The sequence below is a fragment of the Modestobacter italicus genome, from assembly GCF_019799965.1.
GTDB classification, from domain to species: Bacteria; Actinomycetota; Actinomycetes; order Mycobacteriales; family Geodermatophilaceae; genus Modestobacter; species Modestobacter italicus_A.
Genome location: NZ_JABGCJ010000002.1, coordinates 627,905 through 648,506 on the forward strand (window position 1 = coordinate 627,905; position 20,602 = coordinate 648,506).

At 74.5% G+C, this 20,602-nt stretch carries 23 protein-coding genes and 1 tRNA gene; 23 read left to right on the plus strand and 1 reads right to left on the minus strand.

Going from position 1 to position 20,602, the window contains the following annotated elements; translation table 11 throughout:
• Nucleotides 1-24: 24 nt before the first annotated feature.
• Complete coding sequence (locus tag HLA93_RS07000) at nt 25-600, minus strand: SsgA family sporulation/cell division regulator (RefSeq protein ID WP_222193622.1); 576 nt, start codon at nt 598-600, stop codon at nt 25-27.
• A gap of 172 nt (nt 601-772) precedes the next feature.
• Between HLA93_RS07000 and HLA93_RS07005 the strand changes: the two genes are divergently transcribed.
• The 23 genes from HLA93_RS07005 (at nt 773) to HLA93_RS07115 (ending at nt 20,544) form a co-directional block, all read left to right on the plus strand.
• Nucleotides 773-1,408, plus strand: coding sequence for a sigma-70 family RNA polymerase sigma factor (locus tag HLA93_RS07005; RefSeq protein ID WP_246625840.1), 636 nt, complete (start codon nt 773-775; stop codon nt 1,406-1,408).
• Nucleotides 1,405-2,304 (plus strand): anti-sigma factor domain-containing protein, encoded by a 900-nt coding sequence (locus HLA93_RS07010; protein ID WP_222193624.1) that lies wholly within the window; start codon nt 1,405-1,407, stop codon nt 2,302-2,304. Before HLA93_RS07005 ends, HLA93_RS07010 begins: the two co-directional genes overlap by 4 nt.
• A 14-nt stretch (nt 2,305-2,318) precedes the next feature.
• Nucleotides 2,319-2,834: a TIGR02611 family protein gene (locus tag HLA93_RS07015; RefSeq protein ID WP_222193625.1), complete on the plus strand. Its 516-nt coding sequence runs from the start codon at nt 2,319-2,321 to the stop codon at nt 2,832-2,834.
• Between the two features lie 26 nt (nt 2,835-2,860).
• Nucleotides 2,861-2,932 (plus strand) — tRNA-Val (locus HLA93_RS07020).
• Nucleotides 2,933-3,041: 109 nt separating this feature from the next.
• Nucleotides 3,042-3,449 carry an HNH endonuclease gene (locus HLA93_RS07025; RefSeq protein ID WP_222193626.1) on the plus strand — a complete coding sequence of 136 codons (408 nt, stop codon included), beginning with the start codon at nt 3,042-3,044 and terminating at the stop codon, nt 3,447-3,449.
• Between the two features lie 10 nt (nt 3,450-3,459).
• The gene (locus tag HLA93_RS07030; protein ID WP_308127988.1) at nt 3,460-4,017 is read left to right on the plus strand and encodes an MOSC N-terminal beta barrel domain-containing protein; all 558 of its coding nucleotides are present in this window, start codon (nt 3,460-3,462) and stop codon (nt 4,015-4,017) included.
• 38 nt (nt 4,018-4,055) lie between these two features.
• Nucleotides 4,056-5,156: a CapA family protein gene (locus HLA93_RS07035; protein WP_222193792.1), complete on the plus strand. Its 1,101-nt coding sequence runs from the start codon at nt 4,056-4,058 to the stop codon at nt 5,154-5,156.
• 80 nt (nt 5,157-5,236) lie between these two features.
• Nucleotides 5,237-7,267, plus strand: a complete 2,031-nt coding sequence (gene thrS, locus HLA93_RS07040; RefSeq protein WP_222193627.1) for a threonine--tRNA ligase — start codon at nt 5,237-5,239, stop codon at nt 7,265-7,267.
• Nucleotides 7,264-7,872, plus strand: a complete 609-nt coding sequence (locus HLA93_RS07045; RefSeq protein ID WP_222193628.1) for an HIT family protein — start codon at nt 7,264-7,266, stop codon at nt 7,870-7,872. The genes thrS and HLA93_RS07045 overlap by 4 nt, the downstream gene beginning before the upstream one ends.
• Nucleotides 7,873-8,526 (plus strand): phosphatidylinositol phosphate synthase, encoded by a 654-nt coding sequence (pgsA, locus tag HLA93_RS07050; protein WP_222193629.1) that lies wholly within the window; start codon nt 7,873-7,875, stop codon nt 8,524-8,526.
• Nucleotides 8,523-9,494, plus strand: a complete 972-nt coding sequence (locus tag HLA93_RS07055) for a phosphatidylinositol mannoside acyltransferase (protein ID WP_222193630.1) — start codon at nt 8,523-8,525, stop codon at nt 9,492-9,494. Before pgsA ends, HLA93_RS07055 begins: the two co-directional genes overlap by 4 nt.
• The gene (locus HLA93_RS07060; protein ID WP_222193631.1) at nt 9,494-10,711 is read left to right on the plus strand and encodes a glycosyltransferase family 4 protein; all 1,218 of its coding nucleotides are present in this window, start codon (nt 9,494-9,496) and stop codon (nt 10,709-10,711) included. Before HLA93_RS07055 ends, HLA93_RS07060 begins: the two co-directional genes overlap by 1 nt.
• Nucleotides 10,712-10,722: 11 nt before the next feature.
• Nucleotides 10,723-11,271, plus strand: a complete 549-nt coding sequence (locus tag HLA93_RS07065) for a hypothetical protein (RefSeq protein WP_222193632.1) — start codon at nt 10,723-10,725, stop codon at nt 11,269-11,271.
• A 52-nt stretch (nt 11,272-11,323) separates the two neighbouring features.
• Nucleotides 11,324-12,241, plus strand: a complete 918-nt coding sequence (pdxS, locus tag HLA93_RS07070; protein ID WP_222193633.1) for a pyridoxal 5'-phosphate synthase lyase subunit PdxS — start codon at nt 11,324-11,326, stop codon at nt 12,239-12,241.
• Entirely contained in the window at nt 12,238-12,930 is a 693-nt protein-coding gene (gene pdxT, locus HLA93_RS07075) for a pyridoxal 5'-phosphate synthase glutaminase subunit PdxT (protein WP_308127989.1), read from the plus strand. The genes pdxS and pdxT overlap by 4 nt, the downstream gene beginning before the upstream one ends.
• A gap of 72 nt (nt 12,931-13,002) precedes the next feature.
• Nucleotides 13,003-13,755 (plus strand): YebC/PmpR family DNA-binding transcriptional regulator, encoded by a 753-nt coding sequence (locus HLA93_RS07080; RefSeq protein WP_222193634.1) that lies wholly within the window; start codon nt 13,003-13,005, stop codon nt 13,753-13,755.
• Between the two features lie 116 nt (nt 13,756-13,871).
• Nucleotides 13,872-14,438: a crossover junction endodeoxyribonuclease RuvC gene (gene ruvC / locus HLA93_RS07085; RefSeq protein ID WP_222193635.1), complete on the plus strand. Its 567-nt coding sequence runs from the start codon at nt 13,872-13,874 to the stop codon at nt 14,436-14,438.
• Nucleotides 14,439-14,472: 34 nt separating this feature from the next.
• Nucleotides 14,473-15,138 carry a Holliday junction branch migration protein RuvA gene (gene ruvA / locus HLA93_RS07090; RefSeq protein ID WP_308127990.1) on the plus strand — a complete coding sequence of 222 codons (666 nt, stop codon included), beginning with the start codon at nt 14,473-14,475 and terminating at the stop codon, nt 15,136-15,138.
• Nucleotides 15,135-16,262 carry a Holliday junction branch migration DNA helicase RuvB gene (gene ruvB / locus HLA93_RS07095; protein ID WP_308127991.1) on the plus strand — a complete coding sequence of 376 codons (1,128 nt, stop codon included), beginning with the start codon at nt 15,135-15,137 and terminating at the stop codon, nt 16,260-16,262. Before ruvA ends, ruvB begins: the two co-directional genes overlap by 4 nt.
• Nucleotides 16,263-16,419: 157 nt before the next feature.
• Nucleotides 16,420-16,773 carry a preprotein translocase subunit YajC gene (yajC, locus tag HLA93_RS07100; protein WP_222193636.1) on the plus strand — a complete coding sequence of 118 codons (354 nt, stop codon included), beginning with the start codon at nt 16,420-16,422 and terminating at the stop codon, nt 16,771-16,773.
• A gap of 14 nt (nt 16,774-16,787) precedes the next feature.
• Nucleotides 16,788-18,473 (plus strand): protein translocase subunit SecD, encoded by a 1,686-nt coding sequence (gene secD / locus HLA93_RS07105; RefSeq protein ID WP_222193637.1) that lies wholly within the window; start codon nt 16,788-16,790, stop codon nt 18,471-18,473.
• The gene (gene secF, locus HLA93_RS07110; RefSeq protein WP_246625841.1) at nt 18,470-19,954 is read left to right on the plus strand and encodes a protein translocase subunit SecF; all 1,485 of its coding nucleotides are present in this window, start codon (nt 18,470-18,472) and stop codon (nt 19,952-19,954) included. The genes secD and secF overlap by 4 nt, the downstream gene beginning before the upstream one ends.
• A complete protein-coding gene (locus tag HLA93_RS07115; protein ID WP_439957962.1) occupies nt 19,951-20,544 on the plus strand; it encodes an adenine phosphoribosyltransferase in 594 nt (197 codons plus the stop codon). The genes secF and HLA93_RS07115 overlap by 4 nt, the downstream gene beginning before the upstream one ends.
• The last annotated feature ends 58 nt before the right edge of the window (nt 20,545-20,602 follow it).

Genomic DNA, 20,602 nt, shown 5'->3' on the forward strand with positions numbered 1-20,602 from the left:
CCGCTGGTCAGAGGCTTGCGGACGTCACCACGAGCGCGGGTTGTCCGTGCCGCCGCTCAGCAGCGCCGACAGCTCGTCGTCCACGCGGAGCAGTTCGCTCTCGTGGCCGACCGGGACCAGCAGCTCCGTCTCGCGGAGGAAGTCGCCCACCGCTGCGGCGGACAGCTCGAACAGCGCCTCGCCCGACGGTGCGCGCAGCTGCAGGAACAGCACGTCCAGACCGCCGCGAGCCGGCCACAGCCGCACGTCGCCCTCGCCGACCGGTCCGGTGAGTCCCGCCCGCAGCAGGTCCCGGCTGAGCAGCCACTCGACGCCGCCGTCCTCGTCCGGGCCCTCGTCGTCGAGGTCGTCGACCTCCTCGTCCACGAGGCCGGTGTCGGTGGGTGCGATGAGGTCGAGGTCGGTGACGCCGAAGGGCGCCTCCTCGTGCGGGGCGTCGTGGCCGGGGTCCTCGGGGCCGTCGTCACCGAAGCGGACCCGGACCGCGAAGGGGTCGGCGGAGTCGTAGACCAGTGCCGCCGGGACGGGGGTCCACGCCGATGGGCCGACCAGGTGGAGGGTGGTTCGTGCAGTGCAGCCGGACCTCGGGGAGCGCGCCATGTCCTGGTAACGACCCAGAAAGGCCCTCGGTCACGCATGGTCTCGGCGTGTCGCGCCTCTGGTCCCTCCTGAGTCCCACCAGTCCCACCAGTCACACCTCCGGGTGGTCCCGGGGAGGGGGCGGCACGCACTGAACCGATCACCCTGGGCGCTGCGAACGTCCCGTGTGACCATGGGCCTCGTGAGCCGACCAGCGCGCAGTCCAGAGGACGGCGCGGCCGACCTGGAACTGGTCCGTCGGGTGGCAGCGGGGGACCGCGGCGCGATCGACGACCTGTACCAGCGGTTCCGTCGTCCCGCGTTCGCGCTGGCGCGGCGGGTGCTGGCCGATGACGTGCTCGCCGAGGACGTGCTCCAGGACGTGTTCCTCAGCGTCTGGCGCGACCCCTCGGCGTTCGACGCCGCCCGGGGGAGCGTGGCCTCCTGGCTGCTCACGATGGTCCACCACAAGGCGGTCGACGCCGTCCGGCGCGAGGAGTCCCACCGCCGGCGCACGGCGCGGGCGGAGGACGACCTGACGTTGAGCGCCCCCACCCAGACCAGTGACGTGGAGGACGACGTCTGGGAGCGGGTGGAGGCCGGCCGGGTCCGTTCGGCGCTGCGCTCGTTGCCCGATCACCAGCGGGAGGCGCTCACGTTGGCCTACTACGGCGGGTACACCCAGCGGGAGGTGGCGGCGCTCACCGGCACGCCACTGGGCACCGTCAAGACGCGCATGCTGGCCGGCATGCGCCGGCTGAAGGACACGCTGGGCACCGGGCTGCCCGGAGTGCCCGGCGCAACGCCGGCCGACGGGACCTCGCGATGAGCGCCGTGGACCCCCGCGGGGACGAGCACCGCGCCTGGGACGAGCTGGCGGTCGGCTGGACGCTGCACGCCCTGGAGCCCGAGGACGAGGCGCTCTTCGCCGCCCACCTGACGGACTGCCCGCGCTGCACCCGGACCGTGGCCGAGACCGCCGAGGTGATGGCGGCGATGGCCCGCGACCTGCCGCAGGCCGAGCCCTCCGACGGGCTGCGCGACCGGCTGCGGGCGGCGGTCGAGGAGACCGAGCAGCTGCCGCCCGCGCGGCCGGCCGAGTCGCGGCGGATCGCGCCGCAGCCCGCCGTGTCGCAGCCCTCCCCGGCTGTCGCCCGGGACCACAGCGCCCGCGGCAACACCGCCCGCGACGTCGGCGGCCTGGCGGACCCGGTGTTCGCCGAGCCCGCCGACCTGCGGCCGGCCTGGCGCCGGCTGCTGCCCACGGCGCTCGCGGCGGCAGCCGTGGCCGCGGTGCTCGCCCTGGGGGCCTGGAACGTCGTCCTCTCCAGCGATCTCGACAGCGCGCGGTCCACCGCCGCCGAACGCTCGCAGGTGCTCGAGGCGCTGCTGGTGCCGGGCCAGGCCACGATCGCGCCGCTCACCGACGACGGCGACCCGGTCGCCACCGTGGTGGTGCGCGACGGCCAGGCGCAGGTGGTCACCACCGGGCTGCCGGTCAACGACCGGTCGGACAGCACGTACGTCCTCTGGGGGATGGGTGCTGGTTCCCCAGTGGCCATCGGGACGTTCGACGTGGTCACTCCCCAGATGGACCTGCGGACCGTAGGCTCGGCGGCGACCGGGCTGGACCAGTACTCGGCCTACGCCGTCAGCATCGAACCCGGTCAGCAGGCTCCGTCGGAACCGACGGACGTCGTCGCTAACGGGCAGGTGACGAGCTGAGCGGACAGGACACGATGGCGGCACCGGGCGAGCACCTGCCCCGGCGTCCGGCGTCGCCGGACGGCCTGACCCCGGCCCCGGTGACGCCGGAGACGTCGCAGGAGCGCCGCGCCCGCTACGACGCCGACGAGGTGCACAGCCTGCGCGAACGGGTGGCCGAGTCCCGCTGGCGGAGCAGGATCGCCGCCCGCCGGTCGCTGGACGCCCCGTACCGCGCCGGGGTCGGCCTCGTCGGTGGCCTGGTGGTGGCCTTCGGCATCGTGACCATCCCGCTGCCCGGGCCGGGCTGGCTGACGGTGTTCGCCGGCCTCTTCGTGCTCGCCACCGAGTTCACCTGGGCCGAGCGGGTGCTCGAGTTCAGCCGCCGCCACGTCTCCCGCTGGACGGCGTGGCTGGGGCGGCAGTCGATCTTCGTCCGGCTGGCGTTCGCGCTGCTGACCGCGGCGTTCGTCTGCGCGGTGCTGGTGCTGACCCTGCACGTGACGGGCGTGCCGGACTGGGTCCCGGGGTGGGTGCCGCTCTGGCGGTGAGCGTCTGGCAGAATGTTCGACGCAGCGGGCGATTGGCTCAGTGGTAGAGCGCTTCGTTCACACCGAAGAGGTCACTGGTTCGAACCCAGTATCGCCCACCGGATGCAGGGCCAGGCGAACCCGGACGACGGGGGACCCTGGCCCTTCGTCGTCCCTGGGGCGTCGATCCCGGGCGCAGGCCACCCGGCCGGCGCACCATGGACGGCGATGGCACTGGACCGGGCCGCCCGTCTGCGGGCCGCCGTGGAGCGGGACGGCCCCACCTGCGTCTGGTGCGGCCGTGCCTTCGGCGCGCAGGTGGGCCCGACCACCGAGCACGTGGTGCCGCGGGTGAAGGGCGGCCCGTCGTGGCTGGAGAACGAGGTCGCCGCCTGCCGGCGCTGCAACTCCGCGCGGGGGCACGTCGCGCCGGTCGAGTGGCTGGAGGAGTGCGAGCGTCGCGGCTGGCGCCCCGACGAGCAGCGGCTCGCCCAGCTGCTCGAGGCGTTGTCCGGCGCGATCGGCGAGCGCGGTGGGCAGCGCCGGGCCCGGCCCTACCTGGACGCCCAGCGGCGCCGGCTGCGCCGCCGGGGCGGGTCGTCGGCCGGACAGGTGGGCCGGGACCGTCCCGCGTAGCGTCGCCGGGGTGAGCGTCGTGGTGGGGCAGGTGGCCCAGGTCTCGGTGTACCCGGTGAAGTCGCTGGCCGGGCGGGAGGTGCCGGCGGCGGAGGTGGACGACGCCGGCCTGCGGGGTGACCGCGCCTGGTCGGTCGTCGACGCCGACACCGGCGAGCGGGTCACGGTCAAGACGACCCCGCAGCTGAGCAGCGTGGTGCCCACGGGCGACACGGAGGCCGACACGATCACGCTGACCGAGGTGCTGGGCCGGCCGGTCCGGCTGGCCGCATCGGCCGCCGGGCCGCAGGTCGACGCAGCCGCGGTGCACCTGGTGTCCCGCTCGGCGATCGACCGGGCCGCCGAGGGCGACGTCCCCGAGGGCTGCTCGGCCGACGACCCCCGGGCCAACCTGCTGCTGCACCTGACCGGCGGGCAGGACGAGCGGGACTGGGTCGGCCGCCGGGTGCGGGTCGGGACGACCGAGCTCGAGGTGGTCCGCACCCCGAAGCACTGCCTGGGCGTCTACGCCGAGGTCCGCACGCCGGGCCGGGTCGCCGAGGGCGACGAGGTGCACCTGCTCGACTGACGGTCCTGACCGGGAGCAGCGCTAGCCTCCCGGCCGTGATGCGGAGAACCGCGCTGGTCCTGCTGGCCGTGCTGCTGGCCGGGTGCGGCACCGACGAGCCGGCCCGGGAGGCGCAGCCGTCCACCCCGCCGCCGTCGTCGGCCGCGCCGTCCGAGCCGGACTCGTTCACGCTCGTCGCGACCGGGGACGTGCTGGTGCACCAGGGCCGCGCGCTGACCACCGGCGCGCGCCGGCCGGACGGCAGCTGGGACTTCTCGGCGGTCTTCGCCGCGGTCGCGCCGGTCATCGAGCAGGCCGACCTGGCGATCTGTCACCTGGAGACGCCGGTCGCCCCGGTCGGTGGGCCGTACTCCGGCTACCCGTCCTTCGCCGCCCAGCCCGAGATCGTCGACGCCCTCGCCGGCGCCGGGTACGACCTGTGCTCCACCGCCTCCAACCACTCGCTGGACGACGGCCTCGGCGGGCTGGTCCGCACCCTGGACACCCTCGACGCCGCGGGCATCGCGCACACCGGCACCCACCGCGCCGCCGACGAGCCGCCGACCGTGGTGGACGTCGACGGCGTCCGGGTGGGGCACGTGGCCACGACCTTCTCCCTCAACGGCGTCCCGCTGCCGGCCGACGCCCCCTGGGCGGTGGACACGTTCACCGTGCCCGACGTCAGCGGGCTGCTCGCCGACGCGGCCGCGGCGCGGGCCGCGGGCGCGGAGGTCGTGGTGGCCAGCGTGCACTGCTGCGCCGAGTACGACCACGAGCCGACCGCGGCCCAGGAGCAGGCGGTGCGCACGCTGCTCGCCTCCCCGGACGTCGACCTGGTGCTGGGCCACCACGCCCACGTCGTCCAGCCGTTCGAGCAGGTGGACGGCGAGTGGGCGGCCTACGGCCTGGGCAACCACCTCGCCGAGCACAGCACCCGCGGGTACGACACCGAGGACTCGGTCATCGCCCGGTTCACCTTCACCCGCGGCGAGGACGGCCGGTTCACCGTGTCGCAGGCCGAGGCGGTGCCGGTCCGGATCGAGGTCGGCGCGGACGCCGTCCGGCTCGTGCCCGCCGACCCGGAGAGCGCCGCGCGGATCGGTGCGGTGCTCGACTCCCGGGGCGCCGTGGCCGACGGGCTGGCGATCGTCCCCGGCTGACCCGGGCCGTCGTCCCGGCGCACTAGTCTCGACAGGTCCGGCCGACCGGCCGGGACCGCGCCGACCCCTCGGGAGCTCTCGTGTCCACCCCGCCTTCGCCCACCGTCGTCACCCCGATCCGGGTGCCGGCCGGGACGACGGCCCTGCAGGCGCTCAAGGACGCCGGGGTGCCGCTGAAGGGCCCGGACGGCGCGGTCGTCGTCCGTGAGCTGGCCTCCGGTGACCTCAAGGACCTCGCCTGGACCCCGGACGCCGACGCCGAGGTCGAGCCGGTCCCGGCCGCCAGCGCCGACGGCCGCGCGGTGATCCGGCACTCCACCGCGCACGTGCTGGCCCAGGCCGTGCAGGACCTGTTCCCGGGCACCTCGCTGGGCATCGGCCCGCCGGTGGAGAACGGCTTCTACTACGACTTCGACCCCGAGCGGCCGTTCACCCCCGAGGACCTGCAGGCGCTGGAGAAGCGCATGCAGGCGATCGTCAAGCAGGGGCAGAACTTCAGCCGCCGGGAGATCGGCGACGACGAGGCCCGGGCCGAGCTGGCGCACGAGCCGTACAAGCTGGAGCTGATCGGCCTCAAGGGGGGCGCCGGCGAGGAGCCGGCCGAGGGCGCCGAGGTCGAGGTGGGCGGCGCACAGCTGACCATGTACGACAACCTCGACCCGCGCACCGGTGAGCGGGTCTGGACCGACCTGTGCCGCGGCCCGCACCTGCCTCGGACGTCGAACATCCCGGCGTTCAGCCTCACCCGCAGCGCCGCCGCCTACTGGCGGGGCAGCGAGAAGAACCCCCAGCTGCAGCGGGTCTACGGCACCGCCTGGGAGAGCAAGGACGCGCACAAGGCGTACCTGGAGCAGCTCGCCGAGGCCGAGCGCCGGGACCACCGCCGGCTCGGGGTGGAGCTGGACCTGTTCAGCTTCCCCGACGAGATCGGCTCCGGCCTGGTCGTCTTCCACCCCAAGGGCGGGGTCGTGAAGCGGGAGATGGAGGACTACGTCCGCCGCCGGCACATCGAGGAGGGCTTCTCCTACGTCGGCACCCCGCACATCAGCAAGGGCGGCCTGTTCGAGACCTCGGGGCACCTGCCGTACTACGAGGACACCATGTTCCCGGCCATGGACCTGGAGAACTCGAAGTACTACCTCAAGGCCATGAACTGCCCGATGCACAACCTGATCTTCCGGTCGCGCGGGCGGTCCTACCGTGAGCTGCCGCTGCGGTTCTTCGAGTTCGGCTCGGTGTACCGCTACGAGAAGTCCGGCGTCGTGCACGGCCTGACCCGGGTGCGCGGGCTGACCCAGGACGACTCGCACAGCTACGTCACCCCGGAGCAGGCGCCGGGGGAGATCCGGCACCTGCTGGCCTTCGTGCTGGGCCTGCTGCGCGACTTCGGCCTGGACGACTACCACTTGGAGCTGTCCACCCGCGGGGAGTCGGAGAAGTTCATCGGCTCCGACGAGGAGTGGGCGCTGGCGACCGCGGTGCTCGAGGAGGCGGCCCGGGAGACCGGCCTGGAGCTCGTGCCCGACCCGGGCGGCGCGGCCTTCTACGGCCCGAAGATCAGCGTGCAGGCGCGGGACGCGATCGGCCGCACCTGGCAGATGTCGACCATCCAGTACGACTTCAACCAGCCGGCCCGCTTCGGCCTGGAGTTCAGCGCCGCCGACGGCACCCGGCAGCAGCCGGTGATGATCCACTCGGCGAAGTTCGGCTCCATCGAGCGGTTCTTCGGCGTGCTGACCGAGCACTACGCCGGCGCGTTCCCGGCCTGGCTCGCTCCGGTCCAGGTCGTCGGCATCCCGATCACCGACGAGCAGGTGCCCTACCTGACCGACGTCGCGCTGCAGCTGCGCGCCCGCGGCATCCGGGTGGAGATCGACGACTCCGACGACCGGATGCAGAAGAAGATCCGCACCGCCAGCAAGCAGAAGGTGCCGTTCGTGCTGATCGCCGGCGCGACCGACGCCGAGGCGGGTGCGGTCTCCTTCCGCTACCGCGACGGGTCGCAGCGCAACGGGGTGCCGGTGGCCGACGCCGTCGCCCAGGTCGTCGCCTGGGTCGAGGGCCGGCACAACGCCGACCCGACGGCCGAGACGCCGCTGGTGGCCGGATGACCGGCGGGGAGCAGGTCGGCGACGCGGGCGAGGGTGTGGCCGGGTACCGGGTGCCGGTGCGCAACGACGACGGCGGCCCGACGTCGGGCTTCGAGCACCTGTGGACGCCGTACCGGATGGCCTACATCCGGGGTGAGAACAAGCCGACCGGCGACCACGACTGTCCGTTCTGCCTGATCCCGGCCATGTCGGACGAGGACGGGCTGATCGTGGCCCGTGGGGAGTCGGTGTTCGCCGTCCTGAACCTCTACCCGTACAACGCCGGCCACCTGATGGTCGTCCCGTACCGGCACGTGCCCGACTACACCGACCTGACCACCGCCGAGGTGGCCGAGCTGGGGGCGTTCACCCAGACGGCCATGCGGGTGGTCCGGTCGGTCAGCGGCGCGCACGGGTTCAACGTGGGCATGAACCAGGGCTCGGTGGCCGGCGCCGGCATCGCCGACCACCTGCACCAGCACGCGGTGCCGCGCTGGGGCGGGGACACCAACTTCATGCCGGTGATCGGGCTGACCCGGGTGCTGCCGCAGGTGCTCGCGGAGACCCGCGCCCTGCTGGCCGCCGCCTGGCCGGCCGGTCACCCGACCGCCCCGACGGGGGTCTGAGTGCTCGGCGTCAACCTCCGCCCCGTCGTCGGCCGCTTCTGGGCGCCGGTCGTCCGTGCGCTGGTCAAGCTGGGGGTCACCGCCGACGCGGTCACGCTGACCGGCACGCTCGGCGCGGTCGCCTCGGCCGTCTTCCTGATCGGCAACGGCGAGCTGTTCTGGGGCGCCTTCGCGGTCACCGTCTTCGTGCTGCTGGACATGCTCGACGGCGCGCTGGCCAGGGCCCGCGGCGGCGGTTCGGTGTTCGGCGCGGTGCTCGACTCCACCGGCGACCGGGCCGCGGACGCGGCGATCTTCGGCGGGCTGGTCTGGTGGTTCTCCGGGGCGGGCGACAACAGACTGCTGGTGCTGCTGGCCCTGCTGTGCCTGGTCCTCGGCGTGCTCACCTCCTACGTCAAGGCCCGCGCCGAGGGGATGGGGCTGTCCGCAGACGTCGGCATCGTGGAGCGCACCGAGCGGCTGATCCTGGTGCTCGTGGGCACCGGGTTCACCGGGCTCGGCATCCCGTACGCCGTGCACGTCGCGCTGTGGGTGCTGCTCGTCGGCAGCGCGGTGACCGTGGGGCAGCGGGTGGCCGCCGTGTACCGGGGCTCGCAGGGCATGCGACTGCCCCCGTCGTCCAGCGACGAGACCTCCGGCCGCCCCGCGTCGTGAGCCGCCGCGCTGCCCTCCTCGACCGGGTCACCGACGCCGGCTACGCAGCCGGCTGGCGGGCGGTGCGGCTGCTGCCCGAGCCGGTGGCCCGTGCGCTGTTCGCCGGCGGGGGCGCGTTCGCCGCCCACCGGGGCGGCCGTGGGGTGCGACAGCTGCGGGCGAACCTGGACGTGGTGACCGGTGGGCGCACGACCGACGCCGAGCTCGACGCGCTCACCCGGCGGGCGATGCAGTCCTACGCCCGCTACTGGCAGGAGGCCTTCCGGCTGCCGGTGCTCGACACCGACCGGGTCGTCGCGAACTCGACCATGGTCGGGCGGGAGCACCTCGAGGCGGCGCGGGCCCGGGGGCGTGGCGTCGTGATCGCCCTGCCGCACAGCGGCAACTGGGACGCCGCCGGCGTGTGGCTGGTGCGCTGGCTGAACGGCCCCTTCGTCACCGTCGCCGAACGGCTGCGCCCGGAGTCCCTCTTCCGCCGGTTCGTCGCCTACCGGGAGGGCCTCGGCATGCGGGTGCTGCCGCTCACCGGCGGCGAGCGGCCCAGCACCACCGTGCTCAAGGAGTGGCTCACCGCCGGCGGGACGACCTGCCTGCTGGTGGACCGGGACCTCTCCGGTGCCGGGGTGCCGGTGCGGTTCTTCGGCCGGATGTCGACGATGCCCGGCGGACCGGCGCTGCTGGCCGCGCAGACCGGGGCCACGCTGCTGCCGGCCGTCTGCCAGTTCGACGGTGCCGGCTGGCGGTTCGTGGTGCACCCGCCGGTGCCGGTGGACGGTCCCGGCCGGCTCCGGGACCGGGTGACCGCCGCCATGCAGCAGGTCGCCGACGCCTTCGCCACGACCATCGCCGAGCGGCCCGAGGACTGGCACGTGCTGGGCCGGATCTGGCCCGAGGTCGGCCCCGAGGGGCGCCCCGCGCCCGCGCCCCGCCCCGCCGGAGCGGACCCGACGCAGGCGGTGACGGGCTGATGCGGATCGGGCTGGTCTGCCCCTACCAGTGGGACGTGCCCGGCGGCGTCCAGTACCACGTCCGCGACCTCGCCGAGACCCTGCGCGGGCTGGGTCACCACGTCGAGATCCTGACCCCCGCGCTGCACGAGGAGTCGCTGCCCGCGGAGCACGTGACCTGGGCCGGCCGCGCGGTGCCGGTCCCCTACAACGGGTCGATGGCCAGCGTGTCCTTCGGCCTGGTCTCGGCGGCCCGGGCCCGCCGCTGGCTGCGGGAGGGGCACTTCGACGTCGTGCACGTGCACGAGCCGGCGTCGGTCTCGCTGTCGCTGCTGGTGTGCATCATCGCCGAGGGCCCGATCGTCGCGACGTTCCACGCCGCGACCACCCGCTCCAAGGTGCTCGCCGCCCTCGGCCCGTGGGCCCGGCCCTGGCTGGAGAAGGTGGCCGGCCGGATCGCGGTCTCCGACTTCGCCCGGCGGGTCCAGGTCGAGCACCTCGGCGGGGACGCGGTGGTCATCCCGAACGGCGTGCACGTGCCGGCCTTCGCCGAGGGCCCCTCGCTGCCCGGATCCCGGCGCGGCACGGGCGGTCCCACGATCGGCTTCCTCGGGCGCTACGACGAACCGCGCAAGGGCCTGCCGGTGCTGCTTCAGGCGATGCGCACCGTCGTCCGGGAGCACCCGGGCGCCCAGCTGCTGGTGGCCGGCCGGGGCGACCCGGACGAGGTCGGCCAGCTGGTGGGGGAGGACCTCCGCCCGCACGTGTCGCTGCTGGGTGAGCTGAGCGAGGCGGACAAGGGCGCCTTCCTGCGCACGGTCGACGTGTACTGCGCGCCCAACCTGCTGGGGGAGTCCTTCGGGGTGATCCTGCTGGAGGCGATGGCGGCCGGTGCGCCGGTCGTCGCCAGTGACCTGGACGCCTTCGCCCGGGTGCTGGACGACGGCGCGGCCGGTGTGCTGGTGCCGCGCGGCGACGCCGTCGCGCTGGCCGCCGCGCTGGGCGGCCTGCTCGCCGACCCCGCCCGCCGAGCCGAGCTGGCCGCCGCCGGCCACCGGGTGGCCGCCGGTTACGACTGGGCGGTCATCGCCCGGCGCATCCTCGCCGTGTACGAGACGGTCGCCCCACCCGGCGGCGTGGGCGTCACCGCCTCCAGCGCAGACGACGCCGCCCTGTTGGGTGACGTCCCGGGTGCACCCGGGACGTCGGGGCCCTTCCGCCGGCGGGTCCGCCGCTAGCCTGAGCAGTCGTGACCACCGGTGCCTGGCTGCTGCTCGCGGTCGGCGTCCTGTCGGTCCTGCTCCTGCTCTGGACGGCGTGGACGCTGACCCGACTGCGGCGGCTGGCCGGCCGGGTCCGGCGGGCGCGGGACGTGCTGGACGCCGCGCTGCTGCGCCGTGCCGAGCTCGCCGCGGCACTGGCCCGGGAGGGTGCCGACGCCCTCGGGCCGGACCTGGCCGCCGCGCTGGCGACCGCCGCGGCCGGGGCGCGTGCACCGGCGGCCGGCGACCGGGAGGCCGCGGAGAACGCCGTGGGCCGGCTGCTGCAGCGGGTGCCCGAGGCGGCGCGGCCGGCCGAGCTGACCGAGGCCGGCGTCCGGGTGGGGCTGGCCCGGCGCTTCTACAACGACGCCGTCCGGGACACCCGGGCGCTGCGGCACGGGCGGCTGGCCCGCGTGCTGCGGCTGCACGCCCGCCGTCCGCTGCCCCGCTACTTCGACATCGACGACGGGCTGGACGCCGTCCTCACCGGCCCGGCGTCCGGGCGCGGACCGTACGGCGGGCGGCCGGCCGGCTGAGCCGCCGTACGCTGGGCCGTCCGCGCCCGACGACCCTGCGAGGCAGCACACCGTGACCCAGCACGCCAGCGAGTCCACCGAGACCACCCCGGGCACCGGCACGCAGCGTGTCAAGCGCGGCATGGCCGAGCAGCTCAAGGGCGGCGTGATCATGGACGTCGTCACCCCGGAGCAGGCCCGGATCGCCGAGGACGCCGGCGCCGTCGCGGTGATGGCGCTGGAGCGGGTGCCCGCCGACATCCGTGCCCAGGGTGGCATCGCCCGGATGAGCGACCCGGACATGATCGAGTCGATCATCGGCGCGGTCTCCATCCCGGTCATGGCCAAGGCCCGGATCGGCCACTTCGTCGAGGCCCAGGTGCTGCAGGCGCTCGGCGTCGACTACATCGACGAGTCCGAGGTGCTGACCCCGGCCGACGAGGCGCACCACATCGCCAAGAGCGCGTTCACCGTGCCGTTCGTCTGCGGGGCGACCGACCTGGGCGAGGCGCTGCGCCGGATCGCCGAGGGTGCGGCGATGATCCGCTCCAAGGGCGAGGCCGGCACCGGCAACGTCGTGGAGGCCACCCGGCACATGCGTCAGATCCGTGGCGACATCAAGCGGCTGTCGACCCTGGACGAGACCGAGCTGTTCGTCGCCGCCAAGGAGCTGCGCGCCCCGCACGACCTGGTGGTCGAGGTCGCCCGGCGCGGTGCGCTGCCGGTCGTGCTGTTCACCGCCGGCGGCATCGCCACCCCGGCCGACGCGGCGATGATGATGCAGCTGGGCGCCCAGGGCGTGTTCGTCGGTTCTGGCATCTTCAAGTCCGGTGACCCGGCGCAGCGGGCGGCGGCGATCGTCCAGGCCACCACCTTCTTCGACGACCCGCAGGTGATCGCCAAGGTGTCCCGCGGGCTGGGCGAGCCGATGGTCGGCATCAACGTGTCGACGCTGCCGGAGTCCGAGCGCTACGCCACCCGGGGTTGGTGAGCGGCGCGGCGCTGGTGAGCGCCCCGCTCGTCGGGGTGCTCGCGCTGCAGGGCGACGTCCGGGAGCACGTCGCGGCCCTGACCGCCGCCGGCGCCCGTGCGCAGCCGGTCCGCCGGCCGGCGGAGCTGGCCGAGGTCGACGGGCTGGTCGTGCCCGGCGGGGAGTCGACCACGATGGCGAAGCTGGCCGCCCGGTTCGGGATGCTGGCGCCGCTGCGGGCGGCGGTGCGCGCTGGGCTGCCGGTGTACGGCTCGTGCGCGGGGATGATCATGCTGGCCGACACGGTGCTGGACGCCCCGGCCGACCAGGAGACCATCGGTGGCCTGGACGTCACGGTGCGCCGCAACGCCTTCGGCCGGCAGGTCGACTCCTTCGAGACCGAGGTGGTGATCGCCGGGCTGGACGGCCCCCCGGTGCACGCGGTCTTCATCCGGGCACCCTGGGTCGAGGAGGCCGGGCCCGGGGTCGAGGTCCTCGGCCGGGTCGAGGGCGGACCCGCCGACGGTAAGATCGTGGCCGTGCGCCAGGGTCGCCTGGTGGCCACCAGCTTCCACCCCGAGCTCACGGGTGATCCCCGGGTGCACGCGCTGTTCGTGGAGCTGGTGCGGGCAGCCCGTGCCCGGGACCTGAGTTCGGACGGCGCCGGTGCCGGCGTCGGCGGTGGAGGAGGAGAGCTGCTCCGTGAGTGAGCGTGCGAACTCACCAGAGTGCACAGTGGCTCGGCTGCGAACGCAGCCGACGAGCGTCAGCGAGGAGAGCAAGTGAGCGGCCATTCCAAGTGGGCGACGACCAAGCACAAGAAGGCCGGGATCGACGCCAAGCGCGGCAAGCTCTTCGCCAAGCTGATCAAGAACATCGAGGTGGCGGCCCGCACCGGCGGCGGTGACCCGGCGGGCAACCCGACCCTCTTCGACGCCATCCAGAAGGCGAAGAAGAGCTCGGTGCCCAACGACAACATCGACCGTGCGGTCAAGCGTGGCTCCGGTGCCGAGGCCGGTGGCGTCGACTACCAGGGCATCACCTACGAGGGGTACGCCGCGGCCGGTGTGGCCGTGCTCATCGAGTGCCTCACCGACAACAAGAACCGGTCGGCGATGGAGGTGCGCACCGCGATGACCCGCAACGGCGGCACCATGGCCGACCCGGGCTCGGTGTCCTACCTGTTCTCCCGCAAGGGCGTCGTCGTCGTCCCGGCCGCCGGCCACACCGAGGACGACGTGCTGATGGCCGTGCTCGACGCCGGGGCCGAGGAGGTCCGCGACCTGGGCGACACCTTCGAGGTGGTCAGCGAGCCCGGTGACATGGTCGCCGTGCGCACCGCGCTGCAGGAGGCCGGCATCGAGTACGACTCCGCCGACATGGGCTTCGTGCCCAGCGTGCAGGTGGAGCTGGACGCCGAGGGCGCGGCGAAGGTGTTCAAGCTCATCGACGCCCTCGAGGACCTCGACGACGTGCAGAACGTCTACGCCAACTACGACGTCTCCGACGAGGTCCTGGAGACGATCGACGCCTGAGGAAGGGCCCCCTCGCAGGGGGCCGGTGGCCGGGGGCGTGTCGCGCCCGGGTCCGGTCGGCTCTCCCGGTTAGCGTTCCATCGAACAGGTGTTCGTGCGATGGTGGGGGAGTGGTCATGCGGGTGCTCGGCATCGACCCGGGCCTGACCCGGTGCGGGTGGGGCGTGGTCGAGGGCCGGCCCGGTGCCCGGCCCACCGCGCTGGGGGTGGGGGTGGTCCGCACCTCCCCGGAGCTGGACCTGGAGCTGCGCCTGCTCGAGGTGCACACCGCGGTGACCGCGCTGCTCCGGGAGCACCGGCCCGCGGCGGTTGCCATCGAGCGGGTGTTCACCCAGAACAACAAGGGGACGGCGACCGGCACCGCCCAGGCCGCCGGGGTCGCAGCCCTGGCTGCGGCCCAGGCCGACCTGCCGGTCGCCTGGCACACGCCCAGCGAGGTGAAGGCCGCGATCTCCGGCAACGGCCGCGCCGACAAGGAGCAGGTCACCCTCATGGTCACCCGGGTGCTCGGCCTGGCGACCGCCCCCAAGCCGGCCGACGCCGCCGACGCCCTCGCGCTGGCCGTGTGCCACGTGTGGCGCGCCCCGGCGCAGGCCAGACTGCGGGTGGCGGCGCTCGCCGGCGGGATCGGCGCGCCGGTGCGCAGCACCACCCTGCCGCGCTGGACCGGCATCTCGCGATGAGCGGCCCCACGATGGACGGGGCCCGCACCAGCGCGTGCCCGAACCGACCGACAGGAGTGGCCCGTTGATCGCCAGCGTGAACGGCCGGGTGGCCGCGGTGTCCCCGGACGGCGCGGTCGTCGAGGTCGGCGGTGTGGGGCTGTCCGTGCAGTGCACGCCCGGCACGATCGCCCGCCTGACGGTGGGGGAGCCCGCCCGGCTGTCCACCAGCCTGGTGGTGCGCGAGGACTCGCTGACCCTCTACGGCTTCGCCGACGACGACGAGCGGCAGTTGTTCGAGCTGCTGCAGACCGCCAACGGCGTCGGCCCCCGGCTGGCCCAGGCGGTGCTGGCCATCCACCCGCCGCGCGAGGTGCGCCGGGCCGTGTCGATGGGCGACCTCAAGGCGCTGATGCAGGTGCCCGGGATCGGCAAGAAGGGCGCCGAGCGCCTCGTGCTGGAGCTGCGTGACCGGCTGGGCACCACGGCCACCGACACCTCGCTGGACGGCCCGGCGACTCCGGGCCTGCCGGCGGTGACGCCCGTGGCGCCCTGGCGTGACCAGCTCACCTCGGCCCTGGTCGGGCTGGGTTGGAGCAGCCGCGAGGCCGAGTCCGCGCTGGCCGCCCTCGAGCCGGTGGCCGAGGCGCAGGCCGCGGACGGCGGCGTCCAGGTGGCCCTGCTGCTGCGCCAGGCGCTGCAGATGCTGGGCCGGTCGTGAGCGGCCCGTTCGACCGGGGCCTGTCCGCCGCCGACGCCGGGCCCGGCCGGTTCCCCGACGACGCGGTCGACCCGCGCGCCGGGGACGAGGAACGGGTCGTCGAGTCCGCGCTCCGGCCGCACTCGCTGGGTGACTTCATCGGTCAGCCCAAGGTGGCGCGGCAGCTGGACCTGGTGCTGGAGGGCGCCAAGCGGCGCGGCCGTCCGCCGGACCACGTGCTGCTGTCCGGGCCGCCCGGGCTGGGCAAGACCAGCCTGGCGCTGATCATCGGCTCGGAGCTGGGCACCTCGGTGAAGATCACCAGCGGTCCGGCGATCGAGCGGTCGGGTGACCTGGCCGCGATGCTGTCCAACCTGGCGCCCGGTGACGTGCTGTTCATCGACGAGATCCACCGCATCGCCCGGCCCGCCGAGGAGCTCCTCTACATGGCGATGGAGGACTTCCGGGTCGACGTCGTCGTCGGCAAGGGCCCGGGCGCCACCGCGATCCCGCTGGAGATCAACCCCTTCACCCTGGTCGGCGCCACCACCCGGGCCGGCCTGCTGACCGGGCCGCTGCGCGACCGGTTCGGCTTCGTCGGGCAGATGGAGTTCTACGAGCCCGCCGAGCTGCAACGGGTGCTCGCCCGCAGCGCCGACCTGCTGGGCGTCGAGCTCTCTCCGGAGGGCTCCGCGGAGATCGCCGGGCGCTCGCGCGGCACGCCGCGGATCGCCAACCGGCTGCTGCGCCGGGTGCGCGACTACGCCGAGGTCCGGGCCGACGGCCGGGTCACCCTCGAGGTGGCCCGGGCCGCCCTGGCGCTCTACGACGTCGACGACCTCGGGCTGGACCGGCTGGACCGCTCGGTGCTCGACGCGCTGGTGACCAAGTTCGGCGGCGGCCCGGTGGGTGTGGCCACCCTCGCGGTGGCCGTGGGGGAGGAGCCGCACACCGTGGAGGAGGTCTGCGAGCCCTTCCTGGTGCGCGCCGGCCTGCTCGCCCGCACCCCGCGCGGCCGGGTGGCGACGGAGGCGGCGTTCCGTCACCTGGGGCACCCGGTGCCGCGTGGCGGCCTCCCTCTCAGTGGGGGCACAGCCGACCCGCCGCTGGACGGGGCTTCGTCACAGACCCTGTTCGACGCCTAGACTCCTGCGCGCTGGCGCGCAACCCGGCTGCGGCCGGGGCGCCTCGCCCCGGAGCCACTCCGTGCGCGCGGAGTGCGCCGGCGCCGATGTACCCGAGCGGCCCGATCCCGGGCCGCACCCACCGCGCCACCAGTCGCGGTAGAGAGGCTCACCAGTCGTGGAACAGTTCTTCCCGTTGATCCTGCTCGTCCTGGCGTTCGCCCTGCTCATCGTGCTGCCCGCCCGGCAGCGGAAGAAGATGCAGGCCAACGCGGCGGCGCTGCAGGAGTCGCTGACCGTCGGCACCCCGGTGATGCTGACCAGCGGCATCCACGGCACGGTCGCCTCCCTCGGTGAGGGCACCATCGGTCTCGAGGTGGCTCCGGGCGTGGTGGTCACCGTGGCCCGCCCGGCCGTGATGGAGGTCCGCCAGCCGGCCGGCACCGTCGGTCCCGGGGGCAGCACCGGCGCCTCGGGCACCGTCGAGGGCACCGTCGACGGCGACGGCGGCCCCTCCGACCGCGCCCGCTGAGCCGGGTACCCCGCATGGCCGCCCGCCAGCTCCCCGCGCGGCGCTACTTCGCCGCCTTCCTCGCGATCGTCGCGGGGCTCTACGCACTGGTGTTCCTCACCGGAGACACCCGCACCCCCCAGCTGGGCCTGGACCTCCAGGGCGGCACGACGGTCACGCTCACCGCCCGTACCCCGGACGGACAGGCCCCCGACCGCGAGGACCTCGAGCTCGCCCGGCAGATCATCGAGCAGCGGGTGAACGGGCTGGGGGTCAGCGAGGCCGAGGTCGTCACCGAGGGCGACAGCAACATCGTCATCTCGGTCCCCGGTGACGACGGCGAGCGTGCCCGGGAGCTGGGGGCCACCGCTCAGCTGCGGTTCCGGCCGGTGCTCGGTGGGCCCGAGGCCGCCACCCCGGCCGCCACCGAGTCCGCCGCGCCCACCGACGGCGCCGAGGCGACGGATCCTGCGGCCACCGACCCGGCCGTCACCGACCCCGCCGCCACCTCGGCGGCGCCCACGGCTGCCGAGCCGACGGACGCCGGGGCCGAGACCACCGCCCCGGCGGCCACCGGCAGCGGCGCGGTCAGCGACCCGGCGGTCGCCGACGCCGACGCCCCGGCGGTCACCCAGGAGGAGGCCGCCGCGGAGTACGCGACCCTCACCTGCGACACGACCTCCACCGAGGTCGACCGGCCGGAGTCCTACATCGCCGCGTGCTCCGACGACGGGACGGCGAAGTTCCTGCTGGGCCCGGCGGTGATCGAGGGCACCGACGTCTCCGACGCCACCGCCGGCACCGCGCAGGGGACCGGCGAGTGGGTCGTGGACCTGGACTTCACCAACGCCGGGTCGACGGCGTGGGCGGACTACACCACCGCCAACGTCGGCAACAGCGTGGCGATCACGCTGGACGGTCGGGTCGTCTCCGCGCCACGGATCAACTCGGCGATCGCCGGGGGCACCACGCAGATCTCCGGCAGCTTCGACCAGGCGTCGGCGACCGAGCTGGCCAACCAGCTGAAGTACGGCGCCTTGCCGCTGACCTTCGAGCAGGCCACCGCGCAGACGATCACCACCGAGCTGGGCAGCGAGCAGCTGCGCGCCGGGCTGATCGCCGGCGCCATCGGCGTGGCGCTGGTCTTCCTCTACGCGCTGCTCTACTACCGGCTGCTGGGCCTGGTCATGATCGCCAGCCTCGCGTTGTCGGCGGTCGTGGTCTACGCGGCGCTGGTGCTGCTGGGCCGGGAGATCGGGTTCGCCCTCAGCCTGGCCGGCATCGCCGGGTTCATCGTCTCGATCGGCATCACGGCCGACTCCTTCGTCGTCTACTTCGAGCGGCTCAAGGACGAGGTCCGGGAGGGACGCAGCCTGCGCAGCGCCACGCCGCGGGCCTGGGTCCGGGCCCGGCGCACCATCCTGTCCGCGGACGCGGTCAGCTTCCTGGCCGCGGCGATCCTCTACTGGCTGGCGATCGGTGACGTGAAGGGCTTCGCCTTCACGCTGGGCCTGTCCACGGTGCTGGACCTGATCGTGGTCTTCCTCTTCACCCACCCGCTCATGGCGGTGCTCAGCCGGGTCAAGAGCTTCGGCGGCAACCGGTTCTCCGGCCTGGGCCAGGTCGAGCACAGCCGCCGGCCGGCCGCCCCGGCCCGCACCGACCGTGAACTGGTCGGTGCCGGCACGGGCAGCAGCAGCACGAACGGGAGCAACCGATGACCCCGCGCGACCGCAGCGCAGCCGACCTGCCCGACCACGACCCGGTCGAGCACCCGGCCGACGAGGTGACCGCGGGCGGGCCCACCGGCGACGACGGCGCCGCTCGTGACGGCGTCCGTGCCGACGAGGTCACCGACGGGCCCGCGGTGCCGCTGGGCACCGACGCCGACGAGTCGGTGGACGAGCAGAAGGTGCGCGACCAGGCCGCTGCGGACAGCAGCGGGGACGACGCCCTCGCCGACGCCGGGCTGTCCGCGGCCGGCGACGGGCGCCGCCGTGCGCCGGCACGGGGCTCGCTGGCCCACCGGCTCTACAACGGCGAGGTCGGGCTCGACGTGGTCGCCCGGCGCCGCTTCTGGTTCCGGGTGACCGCGGTCGTCGTCCTGCTCTGCGCCCTGACCATGGTCTTCCGGGGCTTCAACTTCGGCATCGAGTTCGCCGGTGGGAACAGCCTGCGGGTGCCGGCCGGCAGCGAGCAGCTGGCCGACGTCCGACAGGCCGCCGAGGACGCCGGTGCCCAGGTGTCCACCGCGCAGGTGGTCGGCGGCGACTCGATCCTGCTGCGTACTGCGGCCCTGGACAACGAGGCCGAGGAGGCCGTGGTGGCCGCGGTCGCCGAGGCCGCCGGTGTCGACCCCAGCCAGGTGAGCCCGCAGTCGGTCAGCGCCGACTGGGGCGGTGACGTCACCAACCAGGCGCTGATCGCGCTCGCGGTCTTCCTGGTCGCGGTGGTGCTCTTCCTGGCGGTGCGTTTCCGGCCGACCATGGCGATCGCCGCGATCGTGGCTCTGCTGCACGACATCCTCGTGACGGCGGGCGTCTACGCGCTCGTGGGCTTCGAGGTGACGCCGTCGACGGTGATCGGCCTGCTGACCATCCTGGGCTTCTCCCTCTACGACACCGTCGTGGTGTTCGACAAGGTCGACGAGAACACCAAGGACCTGACCAAGAGCGCCCGGTCCACCTACGGCGAGGCGGCGAGCCTGGCGGTCAACCAGACCCTCATGCGCTCGATCAACACCTCGGTCATCGCGCTGCTGCCGGTGGCCGGCCTGCTGTTCGTCGGCGCGGGGCTGCTCGGTGCCGGCACGCTCAAGGACCTGGCGCTGGTGCTCTTCGTCGGTCTGGCTGCCGGGACCTACAGCTCGATCTTCCTGGCCACGCCCGTGCTGGCCGAGCTGGAGGAGCGGAAGCCGGAGAACCAGGCACTGCGCAGGCGGGTCCTGGCCCGGCGGTCCGCCGAGGCCCGGCAGGGCACTCCGCGGGACGATGCACCGGTGGCCAGCGCCCGGCGGGCCCGCGGCGCCGCCCGGGGTGCCACGGTCGCCGTCGCCGAGCGGCCGGATGCGTTGCCGGACCGGCCCGCCGCCGACGTCCAGGTCGAGTCGCCGGCGTCGGTGCAGCCCACCGTGCGCGGGGGCAGCACGACTCCGCGGCCCGGCCAGCGCCCGCAGCGCCCGGCCGGCAGGAAGCGACGGTGACCACCGCGCCGGTGACCGGTGACCAGCTGCCCATCGACGAGCTGGTCGCCGCGGTCGCGGTGTCGATCCCCGACTTCCCGGAGCCGGGCGTGCTCTTCCGGGACCTCACCCCGGTCTTCGCCGACCCGGTGGCGTTCCGCCGGGTGGTCGACGCGCTGACCGAGCCCGCCGAGGTCGACCCGCGGGCCGCCGCGCTCAGCGGCCCCGACGGTGGGCCGGGCTTCGACGTGGTCGCCGGGATCGAGGCACGTGGCTTCCTGCTGGGGGCCGCGGTCGCACTCGACGCCGGCACCGGCGTCGTCCCGGTGCGCAAGGCGGGCAAGCTGCCCCGGGAGGTTGTCTCCGCCTCCTACGACCTGGAGTACGGCGCCGCCACGCTCGAGCTGCACACGGACTCGATCCGGCCCGGTCAGCGGGTGCTCGTGGTCGACGACGTGCTGGCCACCGGCGGCACCCTGCAGGCGGCGATCGCCCTGGTGGAGCAGCTCGGCGGGGTCGTGACCTCGGTCGCGGTGGTGGTCGAGCTGCTCGGGCTGGGTGGCCGGGAGCGGATCGCCCCGCACCCGGTCCACGCCCTCTGGCGCACCTGACCGGCAGCCCCCTCCGGGTGAGCGCACCCGGCGCTCCCCCCTCGGCCGCGGCTAGCAT